The sequence below is a fragment of the Streptomyces sp. R33 genome (assembly GCF_041200175.1).
Lineage (GTDB): Bacteria > Actinomycetota > Actinomycetes > Streptomycetales > Streptomycetaceae > Streptomyces > Streptomyces katrae_B.
This window is the reverse complement of the sequence record NZ_CP165727.1, coordinates 3898221-3917594: the sequence shown is the minus strand read 5'-3', so window position 1 is coordinate 3917594 and position 19374 is coordinate 3898221. Positions and strand designations below refer to the sequence as shown.

Annotated in this window: 19 protein-coding genes; 6 read left to right on the top strand and 13 right to left on the bottom strand. The window is 71.8% G+C overall.

Annotated elements, in window-relative coordinates; all coding sequences use genetic code 11:
* Positions 1-16: 16 nt before the first annotated feature.
* The 6 genes from AB5J51_RS17850 to fahA all read right to left on the bottom strand — a co-directional run bounded on the left by AB5J51_RS17850 (position 17) and on the right by fahA (position 5490).
* Complete coding sequence (locus AB5J51_RS17850; protein ID WP_136225702.1) at positions 17-772, bottom strand: ABC transporter ATP-binding protein; 756 nt, start codon at positions 770-772, stop codon at positions 17-19.
* A gap of 101 nt (positions 773-873) precedes the next feature.
* Positions 874-1710 carry an ABC transporter permease gene (locus tag AB5J51_RS17845; RefSeq protein WP_369778068.1) on the bottom strand — a complete coding sequence of 279 codons (837 nt, stop codon included), beginning with the start codon at positions 1708-1710 and terminating at the stop codon, positions 874-876.
* Positions 1707-3059, bottom strand: coding sequence for an ABC transporter substrate-binding protein (locus AB5J51_RS17840; protein ID WP_136225704.1), 1353 nt, complete (start codon positions 3057-3059; stop codon positions 1707-1709). Before AB5J51_RS17840 ends, AB5J51_RS17845 begins: the two co-directional genes overlap by 4 nt.
* Positions 3060-3073: 14 nt before the next feature.
* Positions 3074-3301: a ferredoxin family protein gene (locus AB5J51_RS17835; RefSeq protein WP_030298062.1), complete on the bottom strand. Its 228-nt coding sequence runs from the start codon at positions 3299-3301 to the stop codon at positions 3074-3076.
* A gap of 43 nt (positions 3302-3344) precedes the next feature.
* Entirely contained in the window at positions 3345-4115 is a 771-nt protein-coding gene (locus AB5J51_RS17830) for a GntR family transcriptional regulator (protein WP_206310750.1), read from the bottom strand.
* Positions 4116-4266: 151 nt separating this feature from the next.
* The gene (gene fahA, locus AB5J51_RS17825; RefSeq protein ID WP_369778067.1) at positions 4267-5490 is read right to left on the bottom strand and encodes a fumarylacetoacetase; all 1224 of its coding nucleotides are present in this window, start codon (positions 5488-5490) and stop codon (positions 4267-4269) included.
* 141 nt (positions 5491-5631) lie between these two features.
* Between fahA and AB5J51_RS17820 the strand changes: the two genes are divergently transcribed.
* Entirely contained in the window at positions 5632-6453 is an 822-nt protein-coding gene (locus AB5J51_RS17820; protein WP_053789776.1) for a Cof-type HAD-IIB family hydrolase, read from the top strand.
* A gap of 145 nt (positions 6454-6598) precedes the next feature.
* On the opposite strand, the gene AB5J51_RS17815 is transcribed toward AB5J51_RS17820, so the two are convergent.
* Positions 6599-8596, bottom strand: a complete 1998-nt coding sequence (locus AB5J51_RS17815; protein ID WP_369778066.1) for a CocE/NonD family hydrolase — start codon at positions 8594-8596, stop codon at positions 6599-6601.
* Positions 8593-8823: a hypothetical protein gene (locus AB5J51_RS17810; RefSeq protein ID WP_133897210.1), complete on the bottom strand. Its 231-nt coding sequence runs from the start codon at positions 8821-8823 to the stop codon at positions 8593-8595. Before AB5J51_RS17810 ends, AB5J51_RS17815 begins: the two co-directional genes overlap by 4 nt.
* 314 nt (positions 8824-9137) lie before the next feature.
* Between AB5J51_RS17810 and AB5J51_RS17805 the strand changes: the two genes are divergently transcribed.
* The 4 genes from AB5J51_RS17805 (at position 9138) to AB5J51_RS17790 (ending at position 12278) form a co-directional block, all read left to right on the top strand.
* On the top strand, positions 9138-10148 hold the full coding sequence (locus AB5J51_RS17805; RefSeq protein ID WP_053789773.1) for a polyprenyl synthetase family protein: 1011 nt from the start codon (positions 9138-9140) through the stop codon (positions 10146-10148).
* Between the two features lie 178 nt (positions 10149-10326).
* Complete coding sequence (locus AB5J51_RS17800) at positions 10327-11553, top strand: DUF2092 domain-containing protein (RefSeq protein ID WP_136225708.1); 1227 nt, start codon at positions 10327-10329, stop codon at positions 11551-11553.
* Between the two features lie 105 nt (positions 11554-11658).
* A complete protein-coding gene (locus tag AB5J51_RS17795) occupies positions 11659-11862 on the top strand; it encodes a ribbon-helix-helix domain-containing protein (RefSeq protein ID WP_225884906.1) in 204 nt (67 codons plus the stop codon).
* Positions 11859-12278, top strand: a complete 420-nt coding sequence (locus tag AB5J51_RS17790; protein WP_234382739.1) for a hypothetical protein — start codon at positions 11859-11861, stop codon at positions 12276-12278. Before AB5J51_RS17795 ends, AB5J51_RS17790 begins: the two co-directional genes overlap by 4 nt.
* A gap of 25 nt (positions 12279-12303) precedes the next feature.
* Here AB5J51_RS17790 and AB5J51_RS17785 read toward each other — a convergent pair whose 3' ends face one another.
* The 3 genes from AB5J51_RS17785 to AB5J51_RS17775 form a co-directional block, all read right to left on the bottom strand.
* Entirely contained in the window at positions 12304-13620 is a 1317-nt protein-coding gene (locus AB5J51_RS17785; protein WP_133897208.1) for a M28 family metallopeptidase, read from the bottom strand.
* A 222-nt stretch (positions 13621-13842) separates the two neighbouring features.
* The gene (rarD, locus tag AB5J51_RS17780) at positions 13843-14811 is read right to left on the bottom strand and encodes an EamA family transporter RarD (RefSeq protein ID WP_369778064.1); all 969 of its coding nucleotides are present in this window, start codon (positions 14809-14811) and stop codon (positions 13843-13845) included.
* Positions 14812-14935: 124 nt separating this feature from the next.
* The gene (locus tag AB5J51_RS17775; RefSeq protein ID WP_369778062.1) at positions 14936-15790 is read right to left on the bottom strand and encodes an SDR family oxidoreductase; all 855 of its coding nucleotides are present in this window, start codon (positions 15788-15790) and stop codon (positions 14936-14938) included.
* A 127-nt stretch (positions 15791-15917) separates the two neighbouring features.
* Here AB5J51_RS17775 and AB5J51_RS17770 point away from each other — a divergent pair, with 127 nt between their 5' ends.
* Positions 15918-16280 (top strand): helix-turn-helix domain-containing protein, encoded by a 363-nt coding sequence (locus tag AB5J51_RS17770; RefSeq protein ID WP_053789768.1) that lies wholly within the window; start codon positions 15918-15920, stop codon positions 16278-16280.
* Positions 16281-16333: 53 nt separating this feature from the next.
* Here AB5J51_RS17770 and AB5J51_RS17765 read toward each other — a convergent pair whose 3' ends face one another.
* Together AB5J51_RS17765 and AB5J51_RS17760 are read right to left on the bottom strand one after the other, a co-directional pair.
* Complete coding sequence (locus AB5J51_RS17765; protein WP_053789767.1) at positions 16334-17401, bottom strand: 2-oxoacid:ferredoxin oxidoreductase subunit beta; 1068 nt, start codon at positions 17399-17401, stop codon at positions 16334-16336.
* Positions 17394-19337: a 2-oxoacid:acceptor oxidoreductase subunit alpha gene (locus tag AB5J51_RS17760; protein WP_053789766.1), complete on the bottom strand. Its 1944-nt coding sequence runs from the start codon at positions 19335-19337 to the stop codon at positions 17394-17396. Before AB5J51_RS17760 ends, AB5J51_RS17765 begins: the two co-directional genes overlap by 8 nt.
* Positions 19338-19374: the final 37 nt, after the last annotated feature.

Here is a 19374-nt window from a genome sequence, read left to right as displayed (position 1 = left end):
GTGTCGGGGGCGGTGGTCAGAGGGAGGAGAGGATCCGGCGGCGGAGGGCGGAATGATCGGCGGACCGCTCGCGCGGGGCCGGCACCTCCAGCACCGAGTCGGCGTGGAGCAGTGCGATGCGGTCGCCGACGAACAGCGCCTCGTCCACGTCGTGGGTGACGAAGACGACGGTCGCGCCGGTGTCGGCGAGGACGTCGACCAGGAGGTCCTGCATGCCGGCGCGGGTCTGGGCGTCGAGCGCGCCGAAGGGCTCGTCCATGAGGACGGCGCGGGGGCCCGGGGCGAGGGCGCGGGCCAGCTGGACGCGCTGGCGCTGGCCGCCGGAGAGCTGGTGCGGGAGCCTGTGGGCATGCTCCGCGAGGCCGACGCGGGCCAGCCATTCGTCGGCGGTCCGCCGCCGCTCGGCGCGGGGCACGCGCCGGATGGCGAGGGGCAGTTCGACGTTCCCGCGTACGGTGCGCCAAGGAAGCAGGGCGTCGTCCTGGAAGACGAGCGCCCGGTCGGCGTCGGGGCGGGCAACCGGGGTTCCGTCCTGCGTGACGGTGCCGGCGAGCGGGGGCAGCAGCCCGGCCAGGGTGCGCAGCAGGGTCGACTTCCCGCATCCGGATGGCCCTACGACGGCCAGCACCTCGCCGGGCCGGACGTCGAGGTCGAGCTGGTCGAGGACGCTCGGGCCCCCGGTCCGGCCGAGCCGGACGGCCTGGAGGCGCAGGGCGGAGCCGTGGGGTTCGGGGGCGGTGGTGGTGGCTGGCGCCGCCGCAGATGCGGACACGGGGGGCCTCCTGTGAGTAGTCGAATTCCGGTGGCCGGTGGCGCAGGTTCTGCTGCGCGGGCCTTCTCCGCGCCCCGCGCAGCGGCAACCACCGCGGCGGGTCAGGGGAGTGCTGGTTCAGCGGAGGGGCGGCGGGGGCCCGCCCCCGGGGCCGCGGCCGCCGCGGGGCGCTGCGGGCGGGTCGGGAGCCAGTGGGTCAGGCGGCGGCCCAGGCGTTCCACCGCCGTCGAGGTCAGCCAGCCCAGTGCGCCGATCGTGGCCATGCCGACGAAGACCCCCGGGTAGTCCACCACCGTGTAGTCCTGCCAGGTGCGGTAGCCCACCCCGTACTCGCCCGAGATCATCTCCGCCGAGATCACGCAGATCCACCCGACCCCGATGCCGACCGACAGGCCGCCGAAGATGCCGGGCAGCGCGCCGGGGAGGACCACCGACAGCAGGATCCGGCCCCGGCCCCCGCCCATCGTCAGGACCGCCTCCTCCCAGACCGGTGACAACGCCGCCACCGCGTGGCGCGTCGACACCAGCACCGGGAAGAACGCCGCCGCGCACGTGATGAACACGATCCCCTGCTCGTTGGAGGGGAAGAGCAGGATGGCGACGGGGACCAGCGCGATCGCCGGGATCGGGCGGAGCACCTCCAGGACCGGACCCAGCACGTCCGCCGCCACCCGCGAGCGGGCGATCGCCGTGCCCACCGCCACTCCCAGCACCGCCGCCAGCGCGAAGCCCGACACGATCCGGCTCAGGCTGGAGAGGAGGTCCTGCCAGTACGGGCCGGTCGACGCCCGCTCCGCCAGCTTCGACGCCACCTCCGTCGCCGTCGGGAACTGGCCGAACCGGAGCCAGAGCTCGACGTCCAGCGAAGTCAGCAGCTGCCATGCCAGCAGAGCCGCCCCGAGCGAAGCCAGCCGCAGCAGCCGGCGCCCCGGGGTCATGAGGCGATGCCTCCGGCCTCGGCGAAGCCCACGATCCGCGCCCCGGATCCCCTGTGCTGGTCGACGTACGACTTCGCGCCCGCCGGGGTGACGAACGCCCGCAGTTCGGAGCCCTCCGCCACCCACACCGCCTTGTCGGCGAACCAGGGGGTCCCGGTCACCGCGTCCGGCACGTACGCCGCCCGGACCGCGGCCGGGCCGGCGCCCTTCAGGGCCTTCAGCAGGGCCGCCGGCGTGTCGAACGTCCGCGTCGTCGGCTCGTTCCTCAGCCACAGCTCGGGCCGGGCGGGCCCGGCCGGCGGGTAGTCCGCCTCCGGAACCGCCCGCTTCAGCGGCTCCCGGTCCACGAACCCGTCCACGTCCACATCGGCCACCAGCTTCGCGTCCCGCAGGACCGGCACGTCCTCCTTCAGCGCCGCCAGCAGCTCCGGCCGCAGCGCCGGGTCGAAGGTCGCGATCCCGTTCGCGCCGTTGTACAGGTACACGACCTCCGCCGGCAGCCCGGTCTCCTTCGCCACCGACTCGGCCGCCGCGACCGGCTGCGTCCGCAGGTACTCGGTCGCCTTGCGCTGCGCCCGCAGGAAGTCGTCCAGCACGCCGGCCCGTTCGGCCGCGAACTCCTGCCGCACCGTGACACCGTGGAACGTCGGCAGGTTCAGCTCGGCGCCGTCGTACAGCGCTTTGGCCTTCCCCTCGTACGCGAGCTGCCCCGGCCAGGCCACGAACTGCGACAGCGCGTCCGCACTGCCCGCCTGGAGGGCGGAAGCCCCCACGCTGGGCTGCTGGTTGAGCTTCTGGATACCGCTCGAAGGATCGATCCCGGCGCGCTGCAGGGCCCGTACGAGGGTCCCGTCCGCAGCGGAGCCGACCGAGGTCGACACCTTCTTGCCGCGCAGGTCGGCCAGCGACTCGAACTTCGCGTCCGGCGCGGTGACGACGGTGTTGAGGCCGCCGCGCAGGTTGTAGCCGGTCACGGACACGAGGCGGGTCGGCTGCTTCAGCTCCTTGCCGCGCGCCGCGTTGATCAGGAGCGGAAAGTCGCCCATCGAGCCGATGTCGATCTTCCCGGCGGTCATCTGGGCCGTGATGGGCGCGCCCGTGGCGTAGTCCTGCCAGTCGACCTTGTACGTGATGCCGTCCTTCCTGCCGCGCGCCGCGAGCTCCTGCTCGAAGTAGCCGAGGGAGCGCAGCAGGGTGCCTGCGGTGACGGTGTTGATGGTCTTGGACTGGTAGCCGACGGTCACGGTCAGGGTCTTGGGGCCGTCGGCCCCGGACGCCTTCCCACCGCATCCGCTGGCCAGCGGAACGAGGAGTACGGCGAGGGCGAGGGACAGTCGCGGGCTTCGCATGGGAACAGGGCCTTTCACCGGAGCAGGTACGGCATGTTGACGGTCACCGCGCCCGTGGGGCAGCGGGCGGCGCACGGGCCGCAGTACCAGCACTCGTCCACGTGCATGTAGGCCTTGCCGCTGTCCTGGTGGATCGCGAGGGAGTCGAGCGGACACATGTCGACGCAGAGGGTGCAGCCGTCGATGCACAGGGACTCGTCGATGGTCACGGGCACGTCGCCGCGCTGGGGGACCAGAGGCATGGCTGTCTCCAGGAAGGTGGGTCACAGGTGCGCAGGGGGCAGGTCAGAGGTCGCGGCGGAGCAGGCCGCTCATGGTGATCCGGTCGCCGCGGAAGCGGATGAACTCCAGGTCCACGGGCCGGCCGTCACCCAGATGGGTGAGCCGCTCCAGCATCAGCACGGCGGCCCCGCGCGGCGCCTGCAGGACGGCGGCGGAGTGCGCGTCGGCGTTGACGGCTTCGAGGGTGATCTCGGCATGGCCGAGGGGCTGCCCGGTCAGGGACTCCAGGAGCCGGAAGACGTCGGTGTTCTCCAGGTCGCAGCCGAGCAGTTCGGCTCCGATGTCCAGGGGGACGTACGTGAGGTCGAGGGAGAGCGGGAGCCCGTTCAGGCTCCGCAGCCGCTCGATGTAGAGCACGTCGGCGTGCTCGGGGAGCCGCAGCCGGCCGGCGACCGGGGCGGGGGCGCGCACCGGGCCGACGGTGCGGACCTCGTTGGTCACCCGGCCGTGCTCGTGCAGGGTTTCGGCCAGGCCCTGGAGGCGGTCCAGGCCGTGGGGGTACTTCTCGCAGACGACGACGGTGCCGACGCCCGGCCGGCGTTCGACGAGCCGCTCGCCGCGCAGCAGGTCGAGGGCCTGGCGGACGGTGTTGCGGCCGGCTCCGTAGTCGGCGGCGAGGGCGTCTTCCAGGGGGAGGACCCCGCCGGGGTAGCCGCCGGCCAGGATCTGGTGGCGCAGCAGGTCGGCGAGCTGCCGCGCCTGGTCCGCGCGCAGTCGCCGCCGGCGCGCGGCGGCGACCGGGACGGTGTGCTCACGGGTGCGTTCGGCTGGCATGGCACGGAACATACCGACGGGCCCCGGCCGGTGGTGTTGCGGCAGTATTGCGCCACCGCGAGCACTCAGCGGCAAGGCTGTGACCTGCTACGACGCCGGGGTGGCGGAAAGATCCGCCACCCCGGTGCCGTGGTCCGTCCCAAGGGCCGGACTAGGGGGATCCCACAATGCGGCCGGTGACCTCGCCGAGGCCCACGCGGGTGCCCTCGGGGCCGGGGGCCCAGGCGGTCATGGTGACCGTGTCGCCGTCCTCGAGGAAGGTGCGCTTGCCGTCGGCGAGCTCGATGGCGTCGCGCCCGTTCCACGTCAGCTCCAGCAGCGAGCCGCGCTGCCCGACCTCGGGGCCGCTGACCGTGCCCGAGCCGAAGACGTCCCCGGTGCGCAGGGAGGCGCCGTTGACGGTCATGTGCGCGAGCTGCTGGGCGGCGGTCCAGTACATCGTCGCGAAAGGCGGCTGCGCGACCTCCTGCCCGTTGATGGACACGGTGATGTGCAGGTCGAAGCCGCCGGGCCGGTCGGCGTCGGCGTCGTCGAGGTAGGGCAGGAGCGGGAAGTCGCGGGCCGGCGGGGCGACCCGGGCCGCCTCCAGGGCCTCCAGCGGGGTCACCCAGGCGGAGACGGAGGTGGCGAAGGACTTGCCGAGGAAGGGGCCCAGCGGCACGTACTCCCAGGCCTGGATGTCGCGCGCCGACCAGTCGTTGAGCAGGAACAGCCCGAACACGTGGTCCTCGAAGGCGCCCAGCGGCACCGGGCTGCCCAGCTCGGACGGGGTGCCGACGACGAAGCCGACCTCGGCCTCGATGTCGAGCTTGACGGACGGACCGAAGACGGGCGCCGGGTCGGCGGGCGCCTTGCGCTGCCCGGACGGGCGGACGACGTCGGTGCCGGAGACCACGATCGTGCCGGAGCGGCCGTGGTAACCGATCGGCAGGTGCTTCCAGTTGGGCGTGAGCGCGTCCCCGTCCGGGCGGAACATCTTGCCGACGTTGGTGGCGTGGTGCTCGCTCGCGTAGAAGTCGACGTAGTCGGCGACCTCGTACGGCAGGTGCAGGGTGACGGCGTCCAGCGGGACGAGGTGCGGCTCGACCGTCACGCGGTGGCCGGGGTCGGTCACCCACGCGGTCAGCGCACGGCGCACGTCGCGCCAGGCGGTGCGCCCGGCGGCCAGCAGCGGGTTGAGTGAGGACTGCCCGAGCAGTGCGGCGTACGGGGAACCGAGCGCGACGGCGGCCGCCCCCGCGTCGAGCACGTGTCCGCCGATGCGCACACCGATGCGACGGCGGGTGTCCCCGGAGGTGGAGAAGACGCCGTACGGGAGGTTGTGCGGCCCGAACGGGTCGCCCTCGGGCACATCGAGGGGGCTCTGCTGGGGCATGGGGTACTGCCTCGCTTTCGACGCGGTCCGGGGGTGTCCCGGTGGGCTGGTTGATACGTTACGTGGCCTGTGGGGCCTGCGGGAGGCCGGATTCGGGCTCTATTTGTAGGACTTGTCCAAAGGGGTCCGTATCCTTGCGCCGTGACTTCCGCCCCGCTTTCGGCCCTCCCCTACGCCTTGATCGCCACTGACCTGGACGGGACCCTGCTGCGCGCCGGAGACACCGTCTCCGCGCGGTCGTACGCGGCGCTCGCGACGGCGCGCGCCGCCGGCGCCCAGCACATCATCGTCACCGGGCGCCCCGTCCCACAGGTCCGGCACGTCCTGGACGACCTCGGCTACACAGGGCTCGCGGTGTGCGGGCAGGGCGCGCAGGTGTACGACACGGCGTGCGCGCGCCTGTTGCACTCCGTTCCGCTGGACCGGGACCTGGCGGAGGTGGCGCTCGGGAAGATCGAGGCGGAGATCGGCGAGGTGTACGCGGCGGTCAACCAGGAGGGGGTGGACGCCGAGATGCTGATAGGGCCGGGCTACCGGATGTGGCACCCGCACCTCCCGACCGTCCGGGTGCACAGGCGCGGCGACCTGTGGGCCGCGCCGATCAACAAGGTGCTGCTGCAGCACCCGGAGCTGGACGACGACGAGCTGACGCGGGTCGCCCGTTCGGTGGTCGGGGACCTGGTGAACGTGACGATGGCGGGGGAGCACACGGTGGAGCTCCAGCCGCCGGGCGTGAGCAAGGCGAGCGGGCTGGCGCTGGCGGCGGAGGTACTGGGCGTCGGCCCGTCGTCGACGATCGCCTTCGGCGACATGCCGAACGACATCCCGATGTTCGCGTGGGCGGCGCACGGCGTGGCCATGGCCAACGCCCACCGCGAACTGATGGCCGTGGCCGACGAACTGACCCTCTCGAACGAACAGGACGGCATCGCGGTGGTCCTGGAACGCCTCTACCCCAGCTGATCCGTCCCCGGCGGCCGAACCGGGCGAACCGGCCCGGCCGGCGTTCGAGGCGCGGGGTCCGGGGCGCAGCCCTGGGTAGGGGTCCCTCCCGGACGGACTCCGGGGGAGGCGGACGGGCGGGCAGGGAACGAGCCCCGCAGGGCCGTCAGCCCGCCGCCCGCGGCAGCCGCCGCTCCCACGTCCGGTGGAACACCACCTCCTCCCCCTCCCGGCACACCACCTCGTTCGACGCCACGAAACCACCCGCATCGCACGAGACCTCCGACCGCGTCTCCACCCGCACGTCCCACCCCAACTCCGGCCGGTGCAGCCGGATCCGCCACTGCGACCGGGTCCGGGCCGACAACGGATCCGCCGAGTCGATCTCGTAGACCTCCTCCGCGTCCTCCCCGTACTCCAGCCCGTCCGGATACACCCGCGTCCCCCCGTACCGCGGGTCCACCTCCAGCCGCCACCGCCCGCGCGCGACGTCCCGTACGACCAGCCGCTCCGGCCGCGGCTCGTCCAGCGTGGCCGGGACGACCACACCCAGCGGTTCCGCCTGCTCCGGCGGCTCGAACACCACGGCCGGTTCCGACCCCGCAGCCCTGACCGGCAAGACCACCGCACTCCCCGCCGGATCCAGCGTCCAGCCCGCCTCCGACCCGGCCCGCGGCCAGATCCACGGCCAGTACGCCGAGGACAGCGCGAGCCGGATCCGGTGCCCCGCCGCGAAGCGGTGCCCGATGCCGTTCAGCTCGAAGACCACGTCCTCGTACGCGCCCACCGGCCACGGCACCGCCTTCTCCCGGCCCAGTCGCGCCGACAGGTTCAGCGCACCGCGCGTCACCAGCGTCGACGACCCGTCCGGCGCCACGTCGCACAGCCGGGCCACCACCTGCCCGTACGGGACGTCCATCCGCAGCCGGGCCGTCACCTGCGCCCGGCCCAGGACCTCCACCGGCTCGCGCCCCACCGGGAACTCGAAGCAGGCCGACTTCGCGTCCTCCTCCCGCTGGTCCGGCGGCAGGTCCGCGGCGTTGCCGAACGGGAGGAACCGCCCGGCGTCCAGCCCCGTGTGCTGCGGGGAGGCCACGGCCACGGGCGCGCCCTGGAGCGCGTACGTGACGGGGGTGACGGCGGGGGAGGGCCATTCGGCGTCACCGACCCAGCGGCCCGGCAGCACCTCGTACGTGGTCGCCGGCGGATGGGACTCCGAGATCCAGGACCGCAGCAGGGGCTCGTCCATCACCCCGTTGTCCGCGCCCTTCAGCCAGTGGTCCCACCACCGCAGGGTCTCCTGGAGGAACCCGATCGCAGGTCCCGGCGGCAGCCCCCGGTCCGGGTACTGGTGCGACCACGGGCCGATCAGCCCCCGTACCCGCTCGGCGGGCAGATGGGAGACCAGCCGCAGTACCGCGTCCCGGTACGGGTCGTGCCAGCCGCCCACCGCGAGGACGGCCGCGCCGATCGCCCCGTAGTCCTCGCAGACGCTGCCGTGGCGCCAGTAGTCGTCCCGCGTCTGGTGGGCCAGCCAGGTGTGGATCAGGGGTTCGACGGATTCCAGCCGGGCCAGCCACTGCTCGCGCCAGCCGTCGCCGACGAACAGCGGGTCCGGCGGGCGCGCCGCGAAGGCCAGCATGGCCGCCGCCCACGCGTGCATGTCCACGGCCAGCACCGAGCCGCCCATGTAGTGGACGTCGTTGTCGTACCGGTCGTCCGTCGAGCAGACCGTGACGACCGCCTTCAGGGCCTGCGGCGCCAGCGCCGCGATCTGGAGCGAGTTGAACCCGCCCCACGAGATCCCGAACATCCCCACCGACCCCGTGCACCAGGGCTGGGCCGCCAGCCACTCCACCACCGCGACCCCGTCGGCCAGCTCCCGCGCGTCGTACTCGTCGCCCGGGTTCCCGCCGCTGCAGCCGTGGCCCCGTACGTCCACCCGGACCGAGGCGTAGCCGTGGCCCGCGTACCAGGGGTGGCGCTGCCGGTCCCGCGGCGCGGTCCAGTCCGTCAGCCGGTACGGCAGGTACTCCAGCAGGGCCGGAACCTGCTCGTCCGTCACGGGGCGCCAGATGCGGGCGTACAGGTCCACGCCGTCGGCCATCGGGATCCGGACGTCCTCGTGCGTCGACTCGTACGGGAACTCGGTACGGATGATCATGCGGGAACCACCTCGTTCGCCTCAGTGGACGGGTGCATCGTGCGCCGCAGCCACGGCGCCGGGGCGATCACGGCCGGGCCCGCCGCCACCGCGCAGCAGACGGCCGGCGCGATGACGGGGATGAGGGCGAGCAGGTCGACGAAACGGCCCGCGGTCAGCCAACCGACGGCGGCCAGAAGGGTGGCGAGTGCGCCCGCGGCGAGGAGCACGGCGACGATGCGGCGCACGGCGCGGCGCATCGCGTGGGCCGCGAAGGCGTACTTTGCCGAGTGCTTTCGTCCGGCCGGATGGCGGCGGCTGGTCCGCCTGCGCGTCGACCGGCTCCTCTATTGCGGTGGCAGTTCTGGACAAAACGCATTCTCCGGTTGTTTCGGCTTCTGCAGAACATACCGGTGTGCATCGGGCGGTGCGCGGGTGGCGACATGGCGGGCGCTCTCGGTGATCGAAAACAGACCGGATACGCTGGCTTGAGTGATGGCAGCGACACATCGACAATCCAGGTGATCGTCAGCGTGATCGTCAGCAGACAGGAGTACCCCTCGTGACCGTCGTCGGGCCGTTCGGACTGAGCGTGCGGGACCAGGCTCTTGAGACCGATGTCCAGGCCGGACTGGCCGCCGTCGAGGCGGGTCTGCTGGAGGCCACCAAGAGCGAAGTCCCCTTCATCACCGAGGCCGCACAACATCTGGTCAAGGCCGGCGGCAAGCGGTTCCGGCCGCTGCTGGTGATGCTCGCCTCGCGGTTCGGCGATCCCTACGCGCCCGGGATCGTGCCGTCCGCGGTGGTCGTCGAGCTCACCCACCTGGCCACGCTCTACCACGACGACGTCATGGACGAGGCGGACGTGCGCCGCGGTGTGGCCAGCGCCAACGCCCGCTGGGGCAACTCGGTGGCCGTCCTGACGGGTGACTTCCTGTTCGCCCGCGCCTCGCACATCCTGGCCGACCTCGGGCCGGAGGCCGTACGCATCCAGGCCGAGGCCTTCGAGCGGCTGGTGACGGGCCAGATCCTGGAGACGGCCGGCCCGCGCGACGGCCGCGACCCGGTCGCCCACTACCTCGACGTCATCGCCGGCAAGACCGGCTCGCTGATCGCGGTCTCCGGCCGGTTCGGCGCGCTGATGTCCGGCGCCGACGAGTCCGTCGTCGACATCCTGACCCAGTACGGCGAGCGCCTCGGCACCGCCTTCCAGCTCGCCGACGACGTCCTCGACATCGCCTCCGACTCGCACGAGTCCGGCAAGACCCCGGGGACGGACCTGCGCGAGGGGATCCCGACGCTGCCCGTGCTGCGGCTGCGCGAGATGGCGGCCCAGGGCGGCGACCCCGACGACCTGGAACTCGTGGGACTCCTCGACGGGGACCTGAGCGACGACGCCCGGCACGCCGAGGTGCTCGCCCGGCTGCGGGTGCACCCCGCGCTGGAGAAGGCCCGCCGCGACACCATCCGGTACGCGCAGGACGCGCGGGCCACGCTCGCCCCGCTGCCGGAGTGCTTCGCGAAGTCGGCGCTCGAGGAGCTGTGCGACGCGGTGGTGCACCGCGCCGGCTGATACCGGCCGTTCCGCACGGGCGAGGGCCCGGCATCCCCTACGGGTAGGGGATGCCGGGCCCTCGTCGTGTCATCCCTGGGGCGTACGCGGAGTTGGCCCCGGGGAGTGACGCCCCGACCCCCACCCCTTTGGTCAGATGGAGACACACCAGAACGGGTGACAAAGAGGTAGGGCAGACATGGCAACGAACGCAAAGACCCGCAAGGCCGCCCGGTACGCCGTACCGGTCGCGGTGGCGGGTGTGGCCGCCGCGACCGTGGCGATGGTCCCGGCCTTCGCGAACTCCGGCAGCCCGGACCTGCCGAAGGTGACGGCACAGCAGCTCATCGAGAAGGTCGCCGCCTCGGACGTGCAGCAGCTGTCCGGCAGCGCGAAGATCAGCACCGACCTCGGTCTGCCGACCCTGGCGAGCGGGCTGCTCGGCGGCGGGGGCGTCGCGGGCGGCTCGGCCAACCCCGAGGACAAGATCGCGCAGCTGGCGAACGGCACGCACACCGTGCGCGTCGCGGCCGACGGCCCGGACCGCCAGAAGCTCACGTTCGTGGATGGCAAGGACGAGTACAGCCTCATCCACAACGGCGCCGACGTCTGGGGGTACGACAGCAAGGCCAACGAGGTCTGGCACGAGAAGGACACCGAGGGCGCGGCGCAGGGCAAGGACCAGCAGGGCAAGGGCCACAAGAAGACGGCCGACCGGATGGGCGGCGCCTCGCCCCAGCAGCTGGCCCAGGACATCCTGAAGGCCGCCGGCCCGACCACGGACGTCAGCGTGGGCGACACCGCGCAGGTGGCCGGCCGGGACGCCTACCAGCTGGTGCTGAAGCCCAAGCACGGCGGATCCACCGTCGGCTCGGTCAAGATCGCGGTGGACGCCAAGAACGGCGTGCCGCTGCGGGTGCAGCTCCTGGCGGCCGAGGGCGGCAAGCCGATCGTGGACGCCGGCTTCACCAAGGTGGACTTCGCCAAGCCGTCCGCCGACACCTTCGCCTTCACCCCGCCCAAGGGTGCCAAGGTGACCGAGGGCTCCGACCACGCCCCGGGCGGGCGCGGCAAGGAGTTCAAGGGCCTTGAGTCCTTCCCCGGCCTCGACGCCCTGACCGGCGGCGCGGGCCTCGACGGCGGCAAGGGCGGCGAGACGAAGGTGCTCGGCGAGGGCTGGTCGACCATCGCCCGGATCGACACGGGCGCCGGCAAGAGCCTGAAGGACATCGAGAACGACAAGAACGCGCCCAAGGAGGCCAAGCAGTTCCTCGACTCCCTCGGGGGCAAGGTCACCGGCAAGTTCGGCGAGGGCCGGGTCTTCAAGACCCGCCTGGTCAACGCCCTGATCACCGACGACGGCAAGCTCTACGTCGGCGCGGTCACCAAGGACGCGCTGGTGAAGGCGGCCGACGCCAACAAGTAACCCCGTCCGAGGGGTGCGTCCGAAGGGTGGGCGGGGACTGTGTCCCTGCCCACCCTTCGGCCGTTCCGGCCCTGTGTACAGCAGGCCCGCTGTACCGTGAAAAGCATGTCGAGACACGTCACCATCCGCCTGGACGAAGAGTTCCACGAGCGCCTCAAGGCGCGCGCGGCGGCACTGGGGACGACGGTCACCGCGCTGATCACCGAGGTGACGGAACGCGAACTCGACGAGGACCGGAAGAACTTCCTTTCCGGGATCGAGGAGTTCGCCGACCACTGGGGCTACTTCCAGGAGCGGTTCGGCAATTGAAGATCACCATGGAGTGGGCCTGGACCGCTCTGGCCCACCATCTCCCGTCCGACCCCGCCGTGTGGGACCCCTCGGGGGTGGCCGCCGCGGTCGCCCGGCACCAGAACGACCTCGTCCTGGTGCCCGAACAGCCCGCCCCGGACACCGCGTGGCGGGCCGCCGCGTTTCTGCACACCCTCGCGGTGTGCCCGGCGCTGGAATCGCCGATGAACGAGTTCTACGCGGCCGCCGCCACCCGCTCGTACCTGCGGGTGGCGGGAGCCAGGCAGCTGCCCTCGCCGGAGGACCTCGGCGACCTGGTGGAAGCGGCGAAGCTGGGTCGCGCGGACATCGGCGCCGTGGCCGAGGAGCTCCGCGCGCTGATACAGGAGCCGCTGACGGTCCCGTCGCAGACCCGTACGGAGGACGCGCCCTGAGCGGGCGCGCCCCCCGGGGCGAGCGCTAGAAGGTGATCTTCCAGCTGTTGATGTAGCCGACGTCCTGCGCCGCCACGTCCTTGGCCTGGAGCTTCCAGACGCCGTTGGCCACCTCGCTCGAGGCGTTGACGGTGTACGTCTGGACGAGGTTGTCGGCGCTGCCGCCACTGCGGTTGTGGAGGTTGTAGACGGTGCCGTCGGGGGCCACCAGGTCGACCACCAGGTCACCGCGGTAGGTGTGGACGATGTTCACCTCGACCTTGGTGGTGGCCGGCGCGTTGCCCGTGACGCCGGAGACCGTGATCGGCGAGGTCACCGCGGCGCCGGGGGAGTCCGGGATGTTCACGTCCGCCGTGTTCTCGAACGACGGGCCCGGCGGGACCGGGGTGGCCGCCCCGAGGTTCCAGATCGCGTAGGCGATGGCGTCGGAGTTGCGGTCCAGGGCGGTGTCGTTGATGTTCGCCGCGGTGTCGCACGAGGAGTGGTAGCAGCGGTCGAAGGCCTGCCCGGAGGTGCCGCCCCACTTCTGCGCCTGCGCTGCCGTCTTGGTGTAGTCGGCGCCGGAGAACAGGCCGCCGACCGGGATGCCGGCGCTCTTGAACGGGGCGTGGTCGGAGCGGCCGTCGCCCTCGGTCTCGATCTCCGTCGCGACGCCGATGCCCGCGTAGTAGTTCTTGAAGGTCTGCTCGATGGTCGGGTCGTCGTCGTAGACGAAGTAGCCCGGGTTCGGCGAGCCGATCATGTCGAAGTTCAGGTAGCCGGAGATCTTCGACTTCTCGGCGGCCGGCAGGTTGTTCACGTAGTACTTCGACCCGATCATGCCGAGCTCCTCGGCGCCCCACCAGCCGAACCGCAGGTGCTTGGTGGGCTGGAGCTGGGCGCGCGAGACGGCCAGGGCCGTCTCCAGGATGGCGGCCGAGCCGGATCCGTTGTCGTTGATGCCGGGGCCGGCGGAGACCGAGTCCAGGTGCGAGCCGGACATCAGCACCGAGTTCGGGTCGCCGCCCGGCCAGTCTGCGATCAGGTTGTAGCCCGTCGCGCCGCTGCTGGTGAAGGTCTGCAGGGTGGTGGTGAAGCCGGCCGCGTCGAGCTTGGCCTTCACGTAGTCGATCGAGGCCTTGTAGCCGGCCCTGCCGTGGGCCCGGTTGCCGCCGTTGGCGGTGGCTATGGACTGGAGCTGCGCCAGGTGTGCCTTGACGTTGGCCACCGGGATGTCGGGCGGTGTCGGCGCCGCGGCCGCCGCCGTGGGGGCGGCGAGTGCGGCGGGGGCGGTGGAGGCGAACAGGCCGGCGACCGCGATCGCGGTCACGGCGGCGAGGCGCCGGGAGACGGACAGGCTCATGTGGGGGACTCCGGGATTCCGTTGGGGATTGAACGGAACGTGCGGGGTGGCGCAAGTGAGCGATAGTGCGTCAGTGCGAGCCTGATGTTCAGTGGAAGTGTGACTGTCCGTCAAGACCGAGATTCGGTCAGGGTGGTTCGGAAAACGGACGATCCCCGCTACGGGAGTTCCGCAGCGGGGATCGTGGGGGTATATGGGCGGGACGCCCGGTACTGGGCGGTGCTACGCGGGCTCGGGCTCGGGCTCGGGTTCGGTCTCCCGGGCCGTCGCCGGCCGGGCCGCACGGGCGGCCTCGAGCCGGGCGCGGGTCTTGCCCGCCGTGCGCAGCGCATCCCAGGTCAGCAGTGCGAGCGCGGCCCAGACCAGGGAGAACCCGGCCCAGCGCTCGGGCGGCATCGCCTCGTGGAAGTACACGACGCCGAGCCCGAACTGGAACACCGGGGCCAGGTACTGGAGCAGCCCGAGCGTGGACAGCGGGACCCGGATGGCGGCCGCCCCGAAGCAGACCAGCGGGAGCGCGGTGACCAGCCCGGTCGCGGCGAGCAGCGCCCCGTGCCCGAGGCCCTCTGTGGCGAAGCTCGACCGGCCCTGCGCGCCGAGCCACAGCAGGTAGCCGAGGGCGGGCAGGAACAGCAGCGCGGTCTCGGCGGCGAGCGACTCGACCCCGCCCATGTTGAGCTTCTTCTTGATCAGCCCGTAGGCCGCGAAGGAGAAGGCCAGTACCAGCGAGATCCACGGCGGCCGCCCGTACCCGACGGCGAGCACGACCACCGCGGCGACGCCGATGCCGACGGCGGCCCACTGCGCCCGGCGCAGCCGCTCACCGAGGACCAGCACGCCGATCGCGATGGTGACGAGCGGGTTGATGAAGTAGCCGAGGCTGGCCTCGACGACCGCGCCGTTGTTCACGGCCCAGATGTACAGGCCCCAGTTCACGGAGATCACCGAGGCGGCCAGCACGGTCAGGCCGAGCTTGCGGGGCTGCCGGAGCAGCTCCCGTATCCAGCCCCAGCGGCGCATGGCCAGCAGCAGGATCCCGACGACGCCCAGTGACCACACCATGCGGTGGGCGAGGATCTCGATGGCCCCGGAGGGCTTGAGCAGCGGCCAGAAGAGGGGGACCAGCCCCCACATTCCGTACGCGCCGAATCCGTAGAGCAAACCCGTGCGCTGCTCGTTCTCCGCCTTCACGGGGCCTCCAGTCACATTCCAGCCAACTTCACGAAGGTAGCGCCGGACGAGCCGGATGTCATGCCCGTTTGCGGGAGATACTCATGACACCTCCGAGGCCTTGTGCGGCCGGGGCGGCCCGGGCTCAGGCCAGGGCGGAGGTGATCGCGTGGGCCACCGGGGTCGTCGGGCGGCCGATGAGCCGGGACAGGTCCCCGCCGGTGTGGGCCAGCCGGCCGCGGGAGATCGCCGCGTCCACGTCGACGAGGATCGCCGCGAAGCCCTGGGGAACCCCGGCGCCGGTCAGGATCGACAGGTGCGCGTCGGCCGGGACCTCGGTGTACGCGACCTCCTTGCCGGACTGCGCCGCGATCTCGGCCGCGTACTCCGCCAGGCTCCACGCGGTGTCGCCGGAGAGCTCGTACACCTGGTTCAGGTGGCCCTCACCGGTCAGTACGACGGCCGCCGCGGCCGCGTAGTCCGCCCGCGCGGCGGAGGCGATCCGGCCCTCGCCCGCGCTGCCCACGACCGCGCCGTGCTCCAGGACGGTGGCGAGGTGGTGCGTGTAGTTCTCGTGGTACCAGCCGTTGCGCAGGAAGGTGTAGGGGAGGCCGGAGTCGAGGATCGCCTGCTCGGTGACCTTGTGCTCGGCGGCCAGGTCGAAGTCGGCCTCGGGGCCGCCGAGGATCCCGGTGTAGGCGAGCTGGGCGACGCCTGCGGCCTGCGCGGCCTCGATCACGGCGGTGTGCTGCGGGACCCGGCGGCCGACCTCGTTGCCGGAGATCAGCAGGACGCGGTCGCCGGAGCGGAACGCGGCGGCCAGGCTCTCGGGGGCGTCGTAGTCCGCTACGCGCACCTCGACGCCGCGCTCGGCCAGGTCGGCGGCCTTCTCCTTGCTGCGGACGACGACGGCGACGCGCTCGGCGGGGACCCGGTTCAGCAGCTCCTCGACGACGAGGCGGCCGAGGGCTCCGGTGGCTCCGGTGACGACGATGCTCATGGTGTGCGCTCCTTGCGTTGGGGTGGTGTCACCGCGTCGGGGGCCGTGCCTTGCTGCGCGGTATGACACCACCCTAAAAGGAGGCGCTAACCTTTCGAAAGTACCCACTTCAAAGTAAGGTACTGGTATGAAGGTAAGCGTGAAGGCCCCGATGTGCCCGTCCCGCGGAGTGCTGGAGCACGTCACCAGCCGCTGGGGCGTGCTGGTCCTGGCCGCCCTCGTCGAGCGCTCGTACCGGTTCAGCGAACTGCGCCGGGAGGTGGGCGGCGTCAGCGAGAAGATGCTGGCCCAGACCCTGCAGACGCTGGAGCGCGACGGATTCCTGCTGCGCGACGCCAAGCCGGTGATCCCGCCGCGGGTGGACTACTCGCTCACCGAGCTGGGGCGCGAGGCCGCCGAGCAGGTGTGGGCCCTCGCCCGCTGGACCGAGCGGCGTACGGCCGACGTCCAGGCGGCGCGCGCCGCGTACGACGAAGCCCGGGGCTCCTGAGGGAGCTCCGGGCTGTCGTACGGGCGTGCTGGTCGCAGGGGTCGGCCGACGGGTCAGCCGACGACCGTCCACGTGTCGTTGCCGGCGAGCAGGGTGCTGAGGTCGCCCTTGCCCTTGTTGTCGATCGCCGTGTCGAGCTGCTCGGCCATCAGCGTGTCGTAGACCGGCCGCTCCACACTGCGGAACACCCCGATGGGAGTCTGGTGCAGGGTGTCGGGGTCGGCCAGCCGGGACAGCGCGAACGCGGTGGTCGGGCCGGCGGTGTGCGCGTCGTGGACCAGGATCCGGGACTCGTTCTCCGGGGTCACCGCGACGACCTCCAGCTCCCCGGTGGCCTGGTTGCGCACGACGCCCTTGTGCCCGTCGACGCCGAAGCGGATCGGCTGCCCGTGCTCAAGCCGGATCACCGCCTCCTGCGCCTGCGTGCTGTCCTTCAGGACCTCGAAGGCGCCGTCGTTGAAGATGTTGCAGTTCTGGTAGATCTCCACCAGCGCCGTGCCCTGGTGGTCCGCGGCCGCCCGCAGCACCTCGGTGAGGTGCTTGCGGTCGGAGTCGACGGTCCGGGCCACGAAGGAGGCCTCGGCGCCGAGCGCCAGGGACACCGGGTTGAAGGGCGCGTCCAGCGACCCCATCGGAGTGGACTTCGTGATCTTGCCGACCTCGGAGGTCGGCGAGTACTGGCCCTTGGTCAGCCCGTAGATCCGGTTGTTGAAGAGCAGGATCTTGAGGTTGACGTTGCGGCGCAGCGCGTGGATCAGGTGGTTCCCGCCGATGGACAGCGCGTCGCCGTCACCCGTGACCACCCACACCGACAGGTCGCGGCGCGAGGTGGCCAGACCGGTGGCGATCGCCGGGGCGCGGCCGTGGATGGAGTGCATCCCGTACGTGTTCATGTAGTACGGGAAGCGGGAGGAGCAGCCGATCCCGGAGACGAAGACGATGTTCTCCTTCGCCAGTCCGAGCTCGGGCATGAAGCCCTGGACGGCTGCGAGCACCGCGTAGTCGCCGCAGCCGGGGCACCAGCGGACCTCCTGGTCCGACTTGAAGTCCTTCATGGACTGCTTGGCCTCGGCCTTGGGGACCAGCGAGAGCAGGTGGGGGGCGTCGGTCACCTCAGTCATTGATGGCCTCCTCGAGAACCTTCGCGAGCTGCTCAGCCTTGAACGGCATTCCGTTGACCTGGGTGTACGACTGGGCGTCGACCAGGTACTTCGCCCGGATCAGGGTGGCGAGCTGCCCGAGGTTCATCTCCGGCACCACTACCTTGTCGTAACGCTTCAGGACCTCCCCGAGATTCCTCGGGAAGGGGTTGAGATGGCGCAGATGGGCCTGTGCGACCGGGGTCCCGGCGGAGCGCAGGCGGCGGACGGCGGCGGTGATCGGCCCGTAGGTGGAGCCCCAGCCGATGACGAGGGTGCGGGCCCGGTCGGGGTCGTCGACCTCCAGGTCGGGGACCTCGATGCCGTCGATCTTGGCCTGACGGGTGCGGACCATGAAGTCGTGGTTGGCCGGGTCGTACGAGATGTTGCCCGAGCCGTCCTGCTTCTCGATGCCGCCGATCCGGTGCTCCAGACCGGGCGTCCCGGGGACCGCCCACGGGCGGGCCAGCGTCTGCGGGTCGCGCTTGTACGGCCAGAAGACCTCGGTGCCGTCCGCGAGCTCCTGGTTGGGGCCCGTCGCGAAGGGCGTCTTCAGGTCCGGGAGGTCCGCGATGTCGGGGATCCGCCAGGGCTCGGAGCCGTTCGCGAGGTACCCGTCGGAGAGCAGGAACACCGGCGTCCGGTACGTCAGCGCGATCCGCGCCGCGTCCAGGGCCGCGTCGAAGCAGTCCGCCGGGGTCTTCGGGGCCACGATCGGCACCGGGGCCTCGCCGTTGCGCCCGTACATGGCCTGGAGCAGGTCCGCCTGCTCGGTCTTGGTCGGCAGACCCGTGGAGGGGCCGCCGCGCTGGATGTCCACGATCAGCAGCGGCAGCTCGAGCGAGACCGCGAGCCCGATCGTCTCGGACTTGAGCGCGACTCCGGGGCCGGAGGTGGTGGTCACGCCGAGGGCGCCGCCGAAGGCCGCGCCGAGCGCCGCGCCGATGCCGGCGATCTCGTCCTCGGCCTGGAACGTCCGCACGCCGAAGTTCTTGTGCTTGCTCAGCTCGTGCAGGATGTCCGAGGCCGGGGTGATCGGGTACGAGCCCAGGTAGAGCGGCAGGTCGGACTGCCGGCCCGCCGCGATCAGCCCGTAGGCGAGGGCCAGGTTCCCGGAGATGTTGCGGTACGTGCCGGTCGGGAAGGCCCGGGTCGCCGGGGCGACCTCGTAGGAGACCGCGAAGTCCTCCGTGGTCTCGCCGAAGTTCCAGCCCGCCCGGAAGGCGGCCACGTTCGCCTCGGCGATGTCGGGCTTCTTCGCGAACTTCTGCCGCAGGAAGTTCTCCGTGCCCTCGGTGGGCCGGTGGTACATCCAGGACAGCAGGCCCAGCGCGAACATGTTCTTGCTGCGCTCGGCCTCCTTGCGGGAGAGCCCGAAGTCCTTCAGCGCCTCGACCGTGAGGGTCGTCAGCGGCACCGGGTGGATGTTGTAGGCGCCCAGCGAGCCGTCTTCCAGCGGTGACGTCTCGTAGCCCACCTTGGCCATCGGGCGCTTCGTGAATTCATCGGTGTTGATGATGATCTCGGCGCCGCGCGGCACGTCCCCGATGTTCGCCTTCAGCGCCGCCGGATTCATCGCCACCAGTACGTTCGGGGCGTCGCCTGGCGTCAGGATGTCGTGATCGGCGAAATGCAGCTGGAACGAGGAGACGCCCGGCAGCGTGCCGGCGGGGGCGCGGATCTCGGCCGGGAAGTTCGGCAGCGTGGAGAGGTCGTTCCCGAAGGAAGCCGTCTCCGAGGTGAACCGGTCGCCGGTGAGCTGCATACCGTCACCCGAGTCACCTGCGAACCGGATGATCACCCGGTCGAGGCGGCGTACTTCCTTGCCGCTCGGGCCCGGGGGCGTCCGTTGTTCGCCGACTACAGCCCCTTCGGCCCCGTCGGCCTGTTCGGCTGGGCTACTGACCTGGCTGGTCACTGAACTGGACCTCCTTCGAGGCTTGGCGTTCCCGCTC